The organism is Kerstersia sp. (assembly GCF_052103615.1).
Lineage (GTDB): Bacteria > Pseudomonadota > Gammaproteobacteria > Burkholderiales > Burkholderiaceae_B > Kerstersia.
The window spans coordinates 1-14,518 of sequence record NZ_JBQEKA010000021.1 but is presented as its reverse complement, the minus strand read 5'-3'; the positions used below and the strand labels follow the sequence as shown (position 1 = coordinate 14,518).

At 63.5% G+C, this 14,518-nt stretch carries 13 protein-coding genes; 8 read left to right on the top strand and 5 right to left on the bottom strand.

All coding sequences use genetic code 11. From position 1 onward, the window contains the following. Nucleotides 1-159: 159 nt before the first annotated feature. Nucleotides 160-933, top strand: a complete 774-nt coding sequence (locus tag ACTJGZ_RS07090) for a MetQ/NlpA family ABC transporter substrate-binding protein (RefSeq protein ID WP_441662240.1) — start codon at nucleotides 160-162, stop codon at nucleotides 931-933. Further along, nucleotides 933-1,760: a MetQ/NlpA family ABC transporter substrate-binding protein gene (locus tag ACTJGZ_RS07085; RefSeq protein ID WP_441662239.1), complete on the top strand. Its 828-nt coding sequence runs from the start codon at nucleotides 933-935 to the stop codon at nucleotides 1,758-1,760. The genes ACTJGZ_RS07090 and ACTJGZ_RS07085 overlap by 1 nt, the downstream gene beginning before the upstream one ends. An 89-nt stretch (nucleotides 1,761-1,849) precedes the next feature. On the opposite strand, the gene ACTJGZ_RS07080 is transcribed toward ACTJGZ_RS07085, so the two are convergent. Together ACTJGZ_RS07080 and ssuD are read right to left on the bottom strand one after the other, a co-directional pair. Beyond that, nucleotides 1,850-2,710: an amidohydrolase family protein gene (locus ACTJGZ_RS07080; protein WP_441662238.1), complete on the bottom strand. Its 861-nt coding sequence runs from the start codon at nucleotides 2,708-2,710 to the stop codon at nucleotides 1,850-1,852. Further along, complete coding sequence (gene ssuD / locus ACTJGZ_RS07075; RefSeq protein WP_441662237.1) at nucleotides 2,707-3,864, bottom strand: FMNH2-dependent alkanesulfonate monooxygenase; 1,158 nt, start codon at nucleotides 3,862-3,864, stop codon at nucleotides 2,707-2,709. Before ssuD ends, ACTJGZ_RS07080 begins: the two co-directional genes overlap by 4 nt. A gap of 240 nt (nucleotides 3,865-4,104) precedes the next feature. Here ssuD and trpB point away from each other — a divergent pair, with 240 nt between their 5' ends. The 6 genes from trpB to ACTJGZ_RS07045 all read left to right on the top strand — a co-directional run bounded on the left by trpB (nucleotide 4,105) and on the right by ACTJGZ_RS07045 (nucleotide 12,367). Next, the gene (trpB, locus tag ACTJGZ_RS07070; RefSeq protein WP_441662236.1) at nucleotides 4,105-5,316 is read left to right on the top strand and encodes a tryptophan synthase subunit beta; all 1,212 of its coding nucleotides are present in this window, start codon (nucleotides 4,105-4,107) and stop codon (nucleotides 5,314-5,316) included. A 9-nt stretch (nucleotides 5,317-5,325) separates the two neighbouring features. Next, the gene (locus tag ACTJGZ_RS07065; protein WP_441662235.1) at nucleotides 5,326-5,868 is read left to right on the top strand and encodes a GNAT family N-acetyltransferase; all 543 of its coding nucleotides are present in this window, start codon (nucleotides 5,326-5,328) and stop codon (nucleotides 5,866-5,868) included. A 157-nt stretch (nucleotides 5,869-6,025) separates the two neighbouring features. Next, entirely contained in the window at nucleotides 6,026-7,156 is a 1,131-nt protein-coding gene (locus tag ACTJGZ_RS07060) for a TIGR03364 family FAD-dependent oxidoreductase (protein ID WP_441662234.1), read from the top strand. Nucleotides 7,157-7,249: 93 nt separating this feature from the next. Continuing rightward, nucleotides 7,250-8,158 (top strand): ChaN family lipoprotein, encoded by a 909-nt coding sequence (locus ACTJGZ_RS07055; protein ID WP_441662233.1) that lies wholly within the window; start codon nucleotides 7,250-7,252, stop codon nucleotides 8,156-8,158. 45 nt (nucleotides 8,159-8,203) lie between these two features. Further along, on the top strand, nucleotides 8,204-9,679 hold the full coding sequence (locus ACTJGZ_RS07050) for an NAD(P)H-hydrate dehydratase (protein WP_441662232.1): 1,476 nt from the start codon (nucleotides 8,204-8,206) through the stop codon (nucleotides 9,677-9,679). Between the two features lie 198 nt (nucleotides 9,680-9,877). Then, nucleotides 9,878-12,367 carry an AsmA family protein gene (locus ACTJGZ_RS07045; protein ID WP_441662231.1) on the top strand — a complete coding sequence of 830 codons (2,490 nt, stop codon included), beginning with the start codon at nucleotides 9,878-9,880 and terminating at the stop codon, nucleotides 12,365-12,367. Between the two features lie 247 nt (nucleotides 12,368-12,614). Here ACTJGZ_RS07045 and ACTJGZ_RS07040 read toward each other — a convergent pair whose 3' ends face one another. The 3 genes from ACTJGZ_RS07040 to rsmD form a co-directional block, all read right to left on the bottom strand. Further along, nucleotides 12,615-12,884, bottom strand: coding sequence for a YfhL family 4Fe-4S dicluster ferredoxin (locus tag ACTJGZ_RS07040; RefSeq protein WP_441662230.1), 270 nt, complete (start codon nucleotides 12,882-12,884; stop codon nucleotides 12,615-12,617). A gap of 162 nt (nucleotides 12,885-13,046) precedes the next feature. Continuing rightward, a complete protein-coding gene (gene coaD, locus ACTJGZ_RS07035) occupies nucleotides 13,047-13,547 on the bottom strand; it encodes a pantetheine-phosphate adenylyltransferase (RefSeq protein WP_441662229.1) in 501 nt (166 codons plus the stop codon). Between the two features lie 78 nt (nucleotides 13,548-13,625). Beyond that, entirely contained in the window at nucleotides 13,626-14,189 is a 564-nt protein-coding gene (gene rsmD / locus ACTJGZ_RS07030; RefSeq protein WP_441662228.1) for a 16S rRNA (guanine(966)-N(2))-methyltransferase RsmD, read from the bottom strand. Nucleotides 14,190-14,518 lie beyond the last annotated feature (329 nt).

The window sequence follows — 14,518 nt, the reverse complement described above, 5'->3', positions numbered from 1 at the left end:
CTGGGCAAGCCCGGCAGGGTTGGAAGGTTCGCCTGGTGTTTCAGGCTTGGCGGGCTTGGCGGTTTTTGCAGGTTTGGAATCCCCAGCAAATGGGCGGCAGGCCTGGCCGCGTCGCTGTGCTGCCTGGCCGCGGCCGGCGCGCAGCCGCTGAAAATCGGCGTGACGCCAGGCGCCTTGGCGGATTCGGCGCAGATAGCCGCGGATGAAGCCAAGGCGGCAGGGCTGGCGGTGCAGCTGATCGAGTTTACCGATTGGACCTTGCCCAATACCGCGCTGGTCAATGGCGACCTCGACCTGAACTACTACCAGCATCAGGCCTTCCTGGACACCTTCAATCGGGAAAACCGCCAGAGCCTGCGCAGCGCCGGGCCGGGCGTGCGCGGCAATATCGGCCTGTTTTCCAAACGTCATGCGTCGCTGGCAACGTTGCCCAAGGGCGCGCGCGTGGCGCTGGCCAATGACACCTCCAATCAGACCCGGGCCTTGGAAACCTTGCAGGACGCCGGGTTGATCCGCTTGCGGCCGGATGCGCCGAGGCTGGCGCAACTCGACGACATCGCCGAGAACCCGGGGCAACTGGTGTTTGTGGAGCTGGCCGGGCCGCAATTGCCGCGTGCCTTGGATGATGCGGATCTCGTGGTCGTTACGGCAGGCAGCCTGGTACAGGCGGGGCTGGCGGAGACGGCGCACCAGGGGCTGTTCTACAGCACGGGCACCGATCCGTTCTGGGGCATACAGTTCGTGACGCGGGCCGACAACGCAGACGATCCCCGCATCCGGCAGTTCATCGGGATTTACCAGTCATCCGGCGCCGTCCGGCAACGGATACATGATTCCTACGCTGGCGAGGCCAAGTTCTACAGCCTGACATGGCTGACGGAAGGGCAGGCCGCGCTAGCGCCCCAGGTTTCCGAAGTGAAGCAGAGAGAGTGATGATTCGACTAGCAAAGAAGACATTTTGGCTGGCGCTGAGCGCCGCAGGCCTGGCCATGAGCATGGCGGCGCAGGCCGCACCGCTGAAAATCGGGGTGTCCGCGGTCACCGCGCCGTCCCTGGAAACGGCGGCAGCAGAAGCAAAAAAGCAGGGGCTGGAAGTCGAGGTCATTGAGTTCAGCGATTGGACAGCGCCCAACGAAGCCCTGGCGGCCAAGGACCTGGACGCCAATTATTTTCAGCATCTGCCGTTTCTGGACAACGCTGCCAAAGCGCGCGGTTACCATTTCAAGGTGGCCGATGTCGGCTTTCTGATGAACGTTGGTTTGTTCTCCAGAACCATTCAGGCACTGGAGGCGGTGCCCGAAGGCGCGACGATATCCGTGTATGACGATGTGACCAATCAGGGGCGGCAGCTGCTGTTTTTGCAGAAGCTGGGTTTGATCCGGGTGAAAAACCCCGAGGCTGCATTCAGCACGGTGCATGACATCACTGAAAACCCCAGGAAGCTGAAGTTCGTGGAAGTGCCTGGCCCGCAGCTGGCGCGGGCGCTCGACGATGTGGACCTGGCGGTCGGCGCGCCGCTGTTTTTTGTGGCGGCAGGCCGCAGTGATGTGGCTTCCGGCGGCCTGGCCTATTCGGGCGCGGAGGATGAAAAATACGCCATCCATTTCGTCACGCGCGCGGGTGAACCGGAAGATCCGCGCTTGCGGCAATTGATCCGTCTGTATCATGAATCACCCGTGGTGCGGGCGCAGATCCATGAGTCGCTGGGCAAGGATGAAAAACTCTATACCTTGCCCTGGCTGGAGCGCCAGGCACGCTAAGGCTGGCACAGCGGGCAGGCTGGTGGCCTGCCGATTTTCAGGCTGATTGGCAGGGCTGGCCCCTCAAGGCGCCAGCCCAGTCGGAAGCCTCAGGCCGCGCCTAGCCCGAACAGGCGCGCGGCGTTGCCATACAGCAGGGATTCCAGCCTGTCATCACGGAAACCCAGTTGCAGGAAATCGTCGATGCTCTGGCGGATGGGCCGGAAGGTGTAGGACGAACCGAACAGCAACTGCTCTGACAGAAAGCTGTTGGCGGCCTGCACATACGCTTCGCTGCCTGGCTGGAACAGATACATATCCGGCACCAGATGAACGTTGGCATGGCGGAAGGCCAGCCCGATGGCTTGTTGCACATTGGGCCAATAACCGTGATACACCACCAGCGGCAGATCGGGAAAGGCCTGGGCCACCCGCGCCAGGCCAACCGGATCGTTGAAGCGCGGGTCCGGCGTGGTGGGGCCGCTCATCAGGAATACCGGCACGCCCAGGCGGCGCGCCAATTCGTAGATCGGCCAATAGACCGGGTCGTCGGGGTGGCGTGCCGGTTCGCCGAAGCCGGGTTCCAGGTCTATGCCCGCCAGGCCCAGCGTGCCGATGGCATGCTCGATATCTTCCAGCGCGGCGCGTTCGCCTTGCGAGACCGGATCCACACCGGCAATGCCCAGCAGTTCGCTGTGTCCGTGGACAATCTGGTGGATAGTTTCATTGGACAAGTGCTGCACCGGCGTGCGGCGACCGACAACGACAGCCTTGCTCAGGCCCGCATCACGGACTTCCTGCAGAAAACCTTGGTGCGTCAGGGATTTTTCAAAGTGCGTATCGCTGCCGCGTGTGCCCACGCGGCGGTTCAGCCAGCGCGCCGTTTCATGGGCGGGGGAACCTGGGGTGGCGCCGAAAAAATCATGCAGAAAAGCCGGGCGGCAACGCATGTCTATGATGTTCCGGCTCATGAGGTGGATTCCTTGAGTGTATGAATGGCGCGGGCATCGAAGGCGCCGCCGGTCTGGGCCTGGCCGCTCAGGGTGACGGGGCGTTTGCCCAGCAGGGGAAAGACAAGTTCGGCAAAGCGGATGGATTCTTCCAGGTGCGGGTAGCCCGACAGCACGAAGGTATCCGCGCCCAGGTCGGCATATTCCTTGAGCTTGGCGGCAACCGTGGCGGCGTCGCCCACCAGGGCCGTACCGGCGCCGCCCCTCACCAGGCCGACCCCGGCCCAAAGGTTGGGCGAGACTTCCAGGCGGTCCCGGCGGCCGCCGTGCAGGGCGGCCATGCGCGCCTGGCCGACAGAGTCCATGCGGGCGTAGTTCTTTTGTGCCTGCGCGATATCGTCGTCGGTCAGCTTGCTGATAAGGCGGTCGGCTTCGGCCCAGGCTTCTTCATTGGTTTCCCGCACGATGACATGCAGGCGCACGCCCAGCTTCAGCGTGCGGCCGTGGCGGGCGGCGCGCTCGCGGACATCGGCAAACTTTTCCGCGACAGCCGCCGGCGGTTCGCCCCAGGTGAGATAGGCATCCACCTGGCTGGCGGCCAGCTCGTGGGCAGCCGCCGAGGAACCGCCGAAATACAGCGGCGGGTAAGGCCGCTGCACTGGCGGGAAAAAATTCCGGCCTTGTTTGACCTTGAAATATTGGCCATCCACATCCACGGTTTCACCGGCCAGCAGACGGCGCCAGATCGTCAGGTATTCGGCCGCGTAGTCGTAGCGGGTGTCGTGGTCGAGGAATACACCATCGGCAGCCAGTTCCGTGGCATCGCCGCCAGGCACCACATTGAGCAGCAGGCGGCCATGCAAGGCCTGATCCAGCGTGGCCGCCTGCCGGGCGCTGGACACCGGCGCGCCCAGTGAGGTGCGCAAGGCCACCAGCAGCTTGATGCGCTGGGTGACGGGCACCAGGCTGGCGGCCACCACCCAGGGGTCCAGGCAGGAGCTGCCGGTGGGAATCAGCAGGCCGTCATAGCCCAGGTTCTCGCTGGTGGTGGCGATGCTGCGCAGGTATTCGTTACTGGGCGCGCGGCCGAAGTCCGAAGTGCCCAGGTAGCGGGTATCGCCGGAGGTGGGCAGAAACCAGAAGATGTCCGGCGGGATCTCGAAGATGGCGCTCATGCTGAAGGGGCCTGTGACAGAAGGGGAAGGGAGCGGATCAGCAGTATTCGGACGATGCCGCCAGAGGTAGGTAGCTTGGCGTCTGTCCTGGCGGCGGCCAACGAAATTTATGGCATTAGTTTATTGAGCGCGCCTGGCGAGGCCGTGGTGTTTGGCGCGCTGCGGCAAGCAAAACATATAATCCCCGCAGACTTATTCACGCATTCCTTTCCACTTTTTTCGCGTTCCGCGCTATCCGTCATGAGCTCTTCGCACTCTTCGTTTGCCCCCATGCCCGATGCCCAGGGCTTTTTCGGTCCTTTCGGCGGCCAGATCGTGCCCCCGGCTTTGAAACAGGTCATGGATGAGATTGACCAGGCCTATGAAACCATTCGCCAGCGCGAGGATTTCCAGCAGGAACTGGCGGATCTGTTTGCGGATTATGTGGGGCGGCCCAGCCCGATTTTCCATGCGCGGCGTTTGTCCGAGCAATTGGGCGGGGCGCAGATTTACCTCAAGCGGGAAGACCTCAACCACACTGGGGCGCATAAGATCAACCACTGCCTGGGCGAAGCGCTGCTGGCCCGTTTCATGGGCAAGAAAAAAGTCATTGCCGAAACCGGTGCTGGCCAGCATGGCGTGGCGCTGGCGACGGCTTGCGCCCTGGTGGGGATTCCCTGCGAAATCCATATGGGGCAAGTGGACATTGAGAAAGAGCATCCGAATGTCATCAAGATGCGTATCCTGGGCTGCACGCTGGTGCCGGTGACGCGTGGCGCGGCAACGCTCAAGGAAGCCGTGGACAGCGCTTTTGAGGAATACCTCAAGGATCCGCAGGCCTTCTTCTATGCCATCGGTTCCGTGGTCGGCCCGCACCCTTTCCCCAAGATGGTGCGTGACTTCCAGTCCATTATTGGCCGCGAGGCGCGCGAGCAGTTCCAGGCGCGCCATGGCCGCTTGCCGGATTATGTGGCGGCCTGCGTGGGCGGCGGCTCCAATGCCATTGGCATGTTCACGGCTTTCCTGAATGATGCGGGGGTGACGCTGGTCGGGGTTGAACCGTCGGGCGAGGGCCTGGACAAGCCGGGCCGCCATTCCGCGACACTCAGTATGGGCAAGCCGGGGCAGTTGCATGGCATGGCCTGCTATGTGCTGGAAGATGCGGCGGGCAATCCTGCCGCCGTGCATTCGATTGCTTCCGGTCTGGACTATCCGGGCGTGGGGCCGCAGCACAGCTACCTGAAGGAACAGGGCCGGGTGCATTATGAGACCGCCAGCGACAAGGAAACCCTGGACGCTTTCATGCGGCTCTCAAGGGTGGAAGGCATTATTCCGGCGCTCGAAAGCGCCCATGCGGTTGCCTGGGCAATCCGCCAGGCGCCGCAGCTGCGTCCTGAGCAGACCATTTTGGTGAATCTGTCGGGCCGTGGCGACAAGGATGCCGATTATGTCGCCAAAGTGCTGGGCCTCTAAGGGGTTGCGATGACGGCAGCAGGGGCAGACAAGGGTGTGGCGCTGCGCGCCGCGCAGGCGGCTGATGCCGCCGGGATCGCGGCGATTTACAACGATGCCGTGCGCCACTCGACGGCAATCTGGAACGATGCCGTGGTGGATGCCGAGAACCGGCTGGCCTGGCTGGCGGCGCGCGGGGAGGGCGGCTTTCCGGTGCTGGTGCTGGCGGACGCCGAGGGCGCCGTGCTGGCGTATGGCAGCTTCGGCCCCTGGCGCAATTTTGATGGCTACCGCCATACCGTGGAGCATTCCGTTTATGTGCGCCAAGACTGCCGCGGCATGGGGCTGGGCCGGCGCATGCTGGCGGCCCTGATCGACGCGGCGCGCGCGCAGGGCCGCCATGTCATGGTGGCGGCGATAGACGCATCCAATGAGGCATCTATCGCATTGCACCGGCAACTAGGCTTTGAAGACGCTGGTGTGGTGCGCCAGGCGGGTTTCAAGTTCGGGCGCTGGCTGGATTTGCAGTGCATGTCCTTGCAGCTCGATGAGCGGGGCGTGGCTGAACGCTGAAGCCTGGGCGCCGTGATGATGACTAGTCAAAAAACCGACACAACTATTCCCTAGAGTGCCGCCTGAACGTATCAGCACTTGAGGAGTGGCTCTTGGGAAGGTTTGAACAGCGGCGCGCCGCCCTGGCGGCAGCCGCGGCAGCGCAGCGGGGCCGGGCATGAACAGCGCGGCGCAGGATGGGACTTACGACCTGCTGGTCGTGGGGGCGGGTATCGTGGGGCTGGCAGCCGCTTACGCGGCGCGTTGCCAGGGCCTGCGGGTGGCCGTGGTGGAGCGCCAGGCGCGCAGCGTGGGCGCTTCGGTGCGCAACTTCGGGTTTGTGACCGTCACCGGCCAGCGTGCCGGTGATCATTGGCGCCGTGCCATGCGTTCCCGCGAAGTCTGGGGCGAGGTCGCGCCCCGTGCCGGGATTCAGGTGCTGCAGCATGGCCTGTGCGTGCTGGCCCAGCGCCCCGAAGCCATGGCGGTGCTGGAGGCTTTTGCCGCGACAGAAATGGGGCAGGCCTGCGAATTGCTGACGCAAGCGCAGACGGCGCAGCGCTATCCCTTCCTGGGGCAGGGCGCGGGGGCGCTGTATAGCCCGCACGAGTGCCGGGTGGAATCGCGGGAAGCCGTGGCGCAGCTGGCCCGCTGGCTGCAGCAGGAAATGGGCGTGGTATTTCACTGGAATACCAGCGTGCAGGGCATCGCCTTGCCGCATATCGACACCAGCCGGGGGCGCATGCGCGCCACACGCTGCATTGTTTGCCCAGGCCATGATCTGAATAGCCTCTATCCCGCCGTCATCGCCCAGGCGCGGGCGCGGCTGTGCACCTTGCAGATGCTGCGTGTCCGGCCGGCCCGCGCGCTGGATTTGCCCGCGCCGGTGATGTCGGACTTGAGCCTGGTGCGCTATGAAGGATATGCGGCCTTGCCGCAGGCACAGGCTTTGCGGGCGCGTTTGCAGCAGGAACAGGCCGAGCACTTGCGCCAGGGCGTGCACCTGATTGCTGTGCAATCCGCCGACGGCACGCTGGTGGTCGGCGATAGCCATGTCTATGACGGCGCTGAAACACCGTTCGCCCAGGAGGCGACCGATGCCTTGATTCTGCAGGAGCTGCAACGCGTGATGCCCTTGCCGGGTTTGCAGATTGTGGAACGCTGGACCGGGACGTACGCGTCGGCGGATGAGGTCGTGTTCAAGGCAGCGCCTGCCCCCGGTGTCGTGGTCGGAATAGTGACGGGCGGGACTGGGGCGTCAACTGCCTTCGCGTTTGCGGAAGAGCTTCTGGCCATGGCGCTGGATTGAGGCAGGCGCGGGCGGCCGGTTGGAGCGCAAGGGGAATATAAGGGTATGCTACAGGGGACTTGATCCTCCCCTGACTTCCTGGCATTTGCCCTTATGAACTCTCGATTGACTTCCCTCAGCGCGGCTGTTCTGGCCGCTTCGGCCGGCTTGGTGCTGGCAGCATGTTCCGCCACGGTCCCCTCTGCCGTGCCGGCCGCAGCACCGGCCGCAGAGGCGCCCGCGGCGGCGCCCGTTGCCAAAGTGGAGTTACCTGCATCGGGCTGGACGGATACCGCCACGCTGGCGCAGGCTATGCCGCAATACCGTTATGTCTTGCTGGGTGAGCAGCACGATAACGCCGAGGGCCACCGTTTGCGCCATGAGGCCTTGGAACAGGCCGTGGCGCAGGGCTGGCGCCCCGTCATCGCCATGGAGCAGTTTGACCAGGAACAGGCGGAAGATTTGCGCCGGGCCCAGGCGGAATGCGGGCAGGATGCCGATTGCGTGATTCAGCGTGCGGCACCCGCCAAATCGGGCTGGCAATGGGAGTTTTATCGTCCGGTCGTGGCCCTGGCCTTGCGTTATGACCTGCCGCTAGTGCCCGCGAATCTGTCGCGTGCCGAGGCCGGCAAGGTGTTGCGGCAGGGCGTGCCGGCGGTTTTCACGCCGGAAGAGCAACATGCGCTCAGGCTGGATGGCGATGTGCCGCCGCGTTTGCTGCCTTTGCACAATGAGATTTTTTCCAGCCTGCATGGCGGCCATGCGACCGCAGAACAGGTCGCGCCTTTTTCGCGGGCGCAGATGGCGCGTGATGCCGTGATGGCGCAAAGCCTGCGGCGCGCGGATGACAGGCCGGCGGTCTTGATCGCGGGCAATGGGCATGTCCGCGCCGATGTCGGCGTTGCGCAATGGCTGGATGCGGCAGAAGGCGGCGTCCTCGCCGTGGGGTTTGTCACTGACTTGAATGAGCCGGGCCAATATGACGCCAGGATACGGATTCCGGCAGTGCCGCGCGGTCAGTGATGCGGCGCTAGGGGAAGGGACGGGAGAAGCAAAAGGAGTGCGGGAATGAGTCGCTCAGGATCGGGCTATGAATTGCTGACGCCGGCAGAAATGACGGCGGCAGACCAGGCAGCCATGGCAGCAGGGGTGCCGGGCACGGTATTGATGCATGCCGCTGGCATGGCCGTGGCCGATGCCTTGGCCGGGCGCTGGCCGCGCGGAAGGCTGCTGGTGCTTTGCGGCCCGGGCAACAATGGCGGTGATGGTTTTGTGGCGGCGAGTATTCTGGCTGCCAGGGGCTGGCCGGTCAGGGTCGCGCTGCTGGGGGATCGTGCCGCCTTGCGCGGCGATGCGGCCTGGGCGGCTGCCCTGTGGTCCGGCCCGGTGCTGGCGGCAGAACAGGTGAGTTTTGCCGAAACGGATCTGGTGCTGGATGCATTATTCGGCGCCGGGCTGGCGCGTGGCCTGGAAGGCGACGCGGCGCGGCTGGTCGTGAGCCTGGCCGATAGCGGTTTGCCGGTTTGCGCCGTGGATGTGCCCAGCGGCCTGGATGGCGCCACGGGAAAGGTGCGTGGTGTGGCGGTCAGGGCCGATCTGACCGTTGCATTCGAACGGGGCAAGCCTGGGCATTGGCTGTACCCTGGGCGCGCCTTATGCGGCGAATTGCAACTGGCCGGTATCGGCATGCCGCAGGCGGTGCTGGCGGACATGCCTTTGCAGACCTGGCTGAATGATCCAGCCGTGTGGCGCCCGCTTTACCCTTGGCCGGATGTGCAAGGCCATAAATATGCCAGGGGGCATGCGCTGGTGCTGGGCGGCGCCTGCATGACTGGCGCGAGCCGCCTGTCGGCGCGCGCGGCCCAGCGGGTCGGGGCTGGGCTGGTCACGCTGGGGGCGCCCGCAGCGGTCTGGCCGGTGTACGCGGCGGCGCTGGAAAGTGTCATGGTGGCGGCGCTGGACGCCGAACATGGCTTCGCAGCGCTGCTGGCCGATGAACGGCGCAACACCTGCATCATCGGGCCGGGGGCGGGGGTGGAGCCCGGCACGCGGGAGGCTGTCCTGGCCGCTTTGCGGACGGGCCGGGCCTGCGTGCTGGATGCCGATGCCTTGACGGTGTTCCAGGACCAGCCGCAAGCATTGTTCGATGCCATACAGGGCCCCTGCCTGCTGACGCCGCATGAAGGCGAGTTTGCCCGGCTGTTTCAGGCTGGCGGCGGCAAGCTGGCGCGTGCGCGCGCGGCGGCGCGCAGCAGCGGTGCCGTGGTGTTGCTCAAAGGGCCGGATACCGTCATTGCCGCGCCGGATGGCCGCGCGGTGATTAATGCTTGCGCGCCGCCCTGGCTGGCCAGCGGCGGAACCGGAGATGTGCTGGCTGGCTTGGCGGGCGGCTTGATGGCCCAGGGCATGCCGGTGTTTGAAGCGGCCTGCGCGGCAGCCTGGCTGCATGGCCAGACGGCGCAGCGGACGGGCCCCGGGCTGATCGCCGAGGATTTGATCAGCGCCTTGCCTGCAGTGCTGGCGGCCTTGCGGGGGCCAGGTTAAAAGCCTGCGGGGCGGGGCCATGGCGCCGCTTGGGTGCCGGCGAATGACGGCAATGGACAAATCGTTGCAATGTTCATGCCCCCCTGGGTACCGCACACCTGCGGCGACTTGCGTTAGCATTGGGGCTTTACGGCCATTGTCGTTATCCCGCAGGGGAAAGACAGGCCGGATGGTTAGACCGGCTTTCCCTGGAATGCAATGAAACAATGGTTCAAACGCATTGTCATCGCACTGGCGTCACTGATTGTGATTGCCGTGGTTGGCATTGCGATTTTCCTTCTGACGTTTGATCCCAATGCTTATAAAGATAGATTGGCGCAGGCCGTGCATGAACGCTACGACCGCACGCTGACTGTCAATGGGCCTTTGGATTTTTCCCTGTTTCCGCGTATTGGCCTGACCTTGCGCGAAGTCTCGCTATCCGAACCGGATTCGGATGACGTCTTCGCGTCAGTGGAAAGCGCGCGGCTGGCCGTCGCCGTCTGGCCGCTGCTGTTCAACCGCCTGGTGGTCGATAATGTGGCGATTGACGGACTCAAGGCCAGGGTAGCGCGCGACGCCCAGGGTAATTTCAATTTTCAGGATTTGCTGGGGGATGCGCCGCATGAGGCCAATCCCGCCAATGCCCGCAAGGTATCCGCCGACGCTGCCATCGCTGGCGGTATGGCGGCGGGCGTGCAGGCAGCGGCGCAGGCAGTGAGCTCGGCAGATGCCGCAGCGCAGGGCCGCGACATGGATATCGACATTGCCGGGCTGACGCTCAAGGATGGCGAAATCCTGTTCAGCGATGCGGCTTCCGGCGCTGCCGTCCGCCTCTACCGTTTTGATATCAATACGGGGCGCGTGACGTTTGGCCAACCGTTCAATGTGGCCTGGTCGGCCAAAATGGCCGGTGCTGAGCCTGAGGTAGCGGCTGACCTGTCCGGTCAGGCCATGTTCAAGCTGGATCCGGTCAAGCGGCAATACGCGGCCCAAAAGCTGGACACCAAACTGACGGGGAAGCTGGGGCCGCTGCAAGCGGACAGTCTCAGCCTGCGCGGCAACAGCCTGGCTTTTGACGGCGCTCAGCGCACGCTGGATGTTGCTGGCCTGGAATTGATCTTCCAGGGCGATGTTGCCGGCAACCGGCCATTGACGGGTGTTGATACGAATATTCAGATCGCCAAGCTGGCGGCCTATCCGGCTTCCTGGCGCATGCAGCTGGAACGCATGGCGGTACGCGCCAAGGGTGCCCTGACGCAGCAGCCGTTTGAACTGGCGGTGGATGCGCCCGCGCTGGATGTGTCGCCTACCCAGGCTGGTGGTGAGCCGGTGACAGGGCGCTGGCGTTTGAGCGGCGAAGATGCTGTGGATATTTCCTTTGGCCTGGAAGGCCTGGAAGGCACGGCCGCCGATATGGACTTCAGCCAGCTGAAGCTGGATGCCGCTGTCCGGCAGGGCAGCCGGCTCGTGAAAACGCAATTGGCATCGCCAGTCGAACTGCGCCCCTTGCAGGAAGAAGTCGCCTTGACGGGGCTGAAGGGCGATATTGTGATTACGGACCCGGATTTGCCCAAGGGCGCCTTGTCCATACCTGTCATTGGCAGCATGTCCGCCGATTTTGCGAACAGCACGGGCAAGGCCAGCATCAATGCGGTGCTGGAAGGCGGCAAGTTCGATCTGGGCATGGAATATGATGCGCAGCCGGGCAAGGGAGTGACATTCTCGCTGGCGGCCGATATCCTGGATCTCGATAAATTGCTGCCAGGCGCTCAGGCCACGGCTGAAAATACCGAGCAGGAACGCAAGGGCGAAACCGAGCCCGAAACGCAAGAGAGCGAGCCGGAAGCGGATGCGGCAGCAGCCGAACCGGCACAAGCGGCGCCGCCAGCCCCGGAAGCGTCTTCCTGGCGCTGGTTGAGCAAAACCGCGGTGAAGGGCGATATTCGTATCGGTGACCTCGTGCTGCAAGGCCTGAAAGCCAAGAACGTGCGGGCGCAACTGGATGCAGGCGCGGGCAAGCTGCAATTGCGTGATGTGCATGCCGGGTTGTACGAAGGCCAGTTGAGCGGCAACGCCTCCTTGGCCGAGGAAGGCAAACAGGCCAAACTCAAACTGAATCTGAACGGCGTGGTGCTGGGGGCCATGCTGCAGGATGCCGGCGTGGCGCCCATGATCAGCGGCAAGGCGGATATCGCGCTCGACCTGTCGGCGCAGGGCGCCAAGGCGCAGGATTGGCTGGCCAGTCTTGGCGGTTCGGCGCGTCTGAAGGTCGTGGACGGGATGCTTGACGGCCTGGATGCGGAGCAATGGCTGGCCGATTTCAGCGAGGGGCTCAAGCGCGGCGTTGCTCCGGCAATCCAGCGTTCCGGCATGACCCGTTTTTCTTCACTGGATGTGCAGGCGGCGCTGGCCAAGGGCATCGCTACGCTGCGCCGCCTGAATCTGGACAGCACCTACATCAAGGTGTCGCAAAGCCAGCAAGGAACCGTGAACCTGCTCGATGGCCGTCTGAATCTGACGCTGCAGGCGCGCATGCAAGGCCTGCGCAGGCATGCCAATGCGCGTCAGCTGGGGATACTGGAAGGAATACGCGTGCCGGTACACATTACGGGGGACTGGTCAGATCCGCAATATGCCGTGCAGTTCGAAAAGATTGTGGGATCCGCGATCCGGGGCCAATTGCAGCGCATGATACGCGGGCTGTAAGCAGCCTGGCGTGAGCGCCAGCACTCCTGACGCAAACAGGCCTGAAACGGGAGCATCCGTTTCAGGCCTGTTGTTTTTTTATGCGTTCTTTGATGCCCGATGTCCTGTCACTCAGACACCTTGAAACAGACACTTTGAAACGGCATGGATTTTCTCATGCCGTGGACGGTGAGGCGCTCGCGGATTGGTTCGATGAACGGGAGGAGCGCGGCGGTCTGCCGCTGAGGGCACCGCCGGAACGGCCGCATCAGGCGGCTGTCGGATCTACCTTGACACGAGTCAGGCGATGGAATTTTTCCATCAAAGTTTCCTGGCTTTCCTGCCATTGAGGGTGAATTTCAATGCACTCGACCGGGCAAATGACTTGGCACTGTGGCTCGTCATAGTGGCCGATACATTCGGTGCAGGCGTCGGGATTGATCTCGTAGATTTCCGCGCCCATGTAAATGGCATCATTGGGACACTGCGGTTCGCAGACGTCGCAGTTGATGCATTCTTCAGTAATATGCAGCGCCATGGCAGTATCCGCCAGCGTTGGGGAATGCGGTTTCAGGAAACTGTATTGTAGCCCTCTGGCCAGGAATACAGCGGACAGCCCCGCTGGCGGCAGGGGTATCGGCGCAAAAAAGCCGCCATGGCGTGGGCCATGGCGGTCTGGCAGGCGCGGCGGACGGCGGCTTTAGCCGGCCGCGGCTTCGCGGCGCTTGCGAGCTTTTTCCTGCAGCCAGCGTTCCACGGAAGGGAACACGAATTGGCTGACATCTCCGCCTAACAAGGCGATTTCACGCACGAACGTGCCCGAAATGAACTGATATTGATCTGACGGCGTCATGAACAGCGTTTCGACTTCAGGCATCAGGTGGCGATTCATGCCGGCCATCTGGAACTCGTATTCGAAGTCGGACACGGCACGCAGGCCGCGCACAATCACACGGCCTTTCTGGTCGCGCACGAAATCCTTGAGCAGGCCGTCGAAGCTATGAATCTCGACGTTGTCATAATGCCCCAGCACTTCCTGGGCAATGGCCAGGCGTTCTTCGATGGTGAAGAACGGATTTTTGCCGCGGCTGTGGGCAATGCCGACCACCACCCGGTCAAAGATGGCGGCGGCGCGGCGGACGAGGTCTTCGTGGCCGCGGGTGAGGGGATCAAAAGTACCTGGGTATATAGCGGTAATCATGCAAGTCTCCATTTCCACTGTTCTCGCGCAAGGGCGGTTGGCGCGGCGGGGCTTCGCCCGGTGGGATATTTCTTACCGCTATTGCGGTGCAGCAAACTGTAGCAGATAGTAGTGGACTGCGCCTGCCTTGCCAGAACGAATCACCGTCGAATTTTCAGGCAGTTCGATGGCGCTTTCGGATTCTGCATAGACGTAAGCGCCGGGGTTGAGAATGCCCGGCAGGGCGGGCCAGATGCGTTCCAGCAGGCCCAGGCCGAAGGGCGGATCCAGCAGGACGAGATCGTAGCGCGTGGCATCCAGCCGTTCCAGCACCTGCCAGGCGTCTCCCTGGTGAATCCGCAGATTGGTGGCGCCGAGTTTGTCGCGCAGGCCGCGCAAGGCGGCTGCGGCGGCCCGGTGGTTTTCAATCATCAGGACATGGCCGGCGCCGCGTGACACGGCTTCCAGGCCCAGCGCGCCCGTGCCGGCGAACAGATCCAGCACCTGTTTGTCCTGCCAGGACTCGTCCCACAAGTGGTTGAGCCAATTGAATAGCGTTTCGCGCACCCGGTCGGGGGTCGGGCGCAGTCCGGGCGCGTCGATGACAGGAATCGGCGTGCGCTTGAATTGACCGCCTACAATGCGGATGCGATGTTTCTGCATGGTGATGGTTTGATGCCGTGAGCCGCGGCAAAATGCGCGGAAAATGCAAGAATAACGCCTGTGAAGAACTCTGGCCTAGGGGCGGGAGTGCTGACAGCATTCGGGGGAGCCGCTGGCTCCGACAATATTGCCGTGTCCGGCCCCTCGCTATGGCGGGGGGCCGGGCACCGCTTGATGCCGGTGGACGGCCGGGGAATTCATCCCTGGCGCGGGCCGCTGGCATCCATACGGGTACTTCCTGTATTTCACGACGGTTGATTATGTTCAGTTTCTTCAAGCGAAAAAAGAATGTGCCGGCCCCCGCGCCGGAAACTGCCAAGGACGCCGGC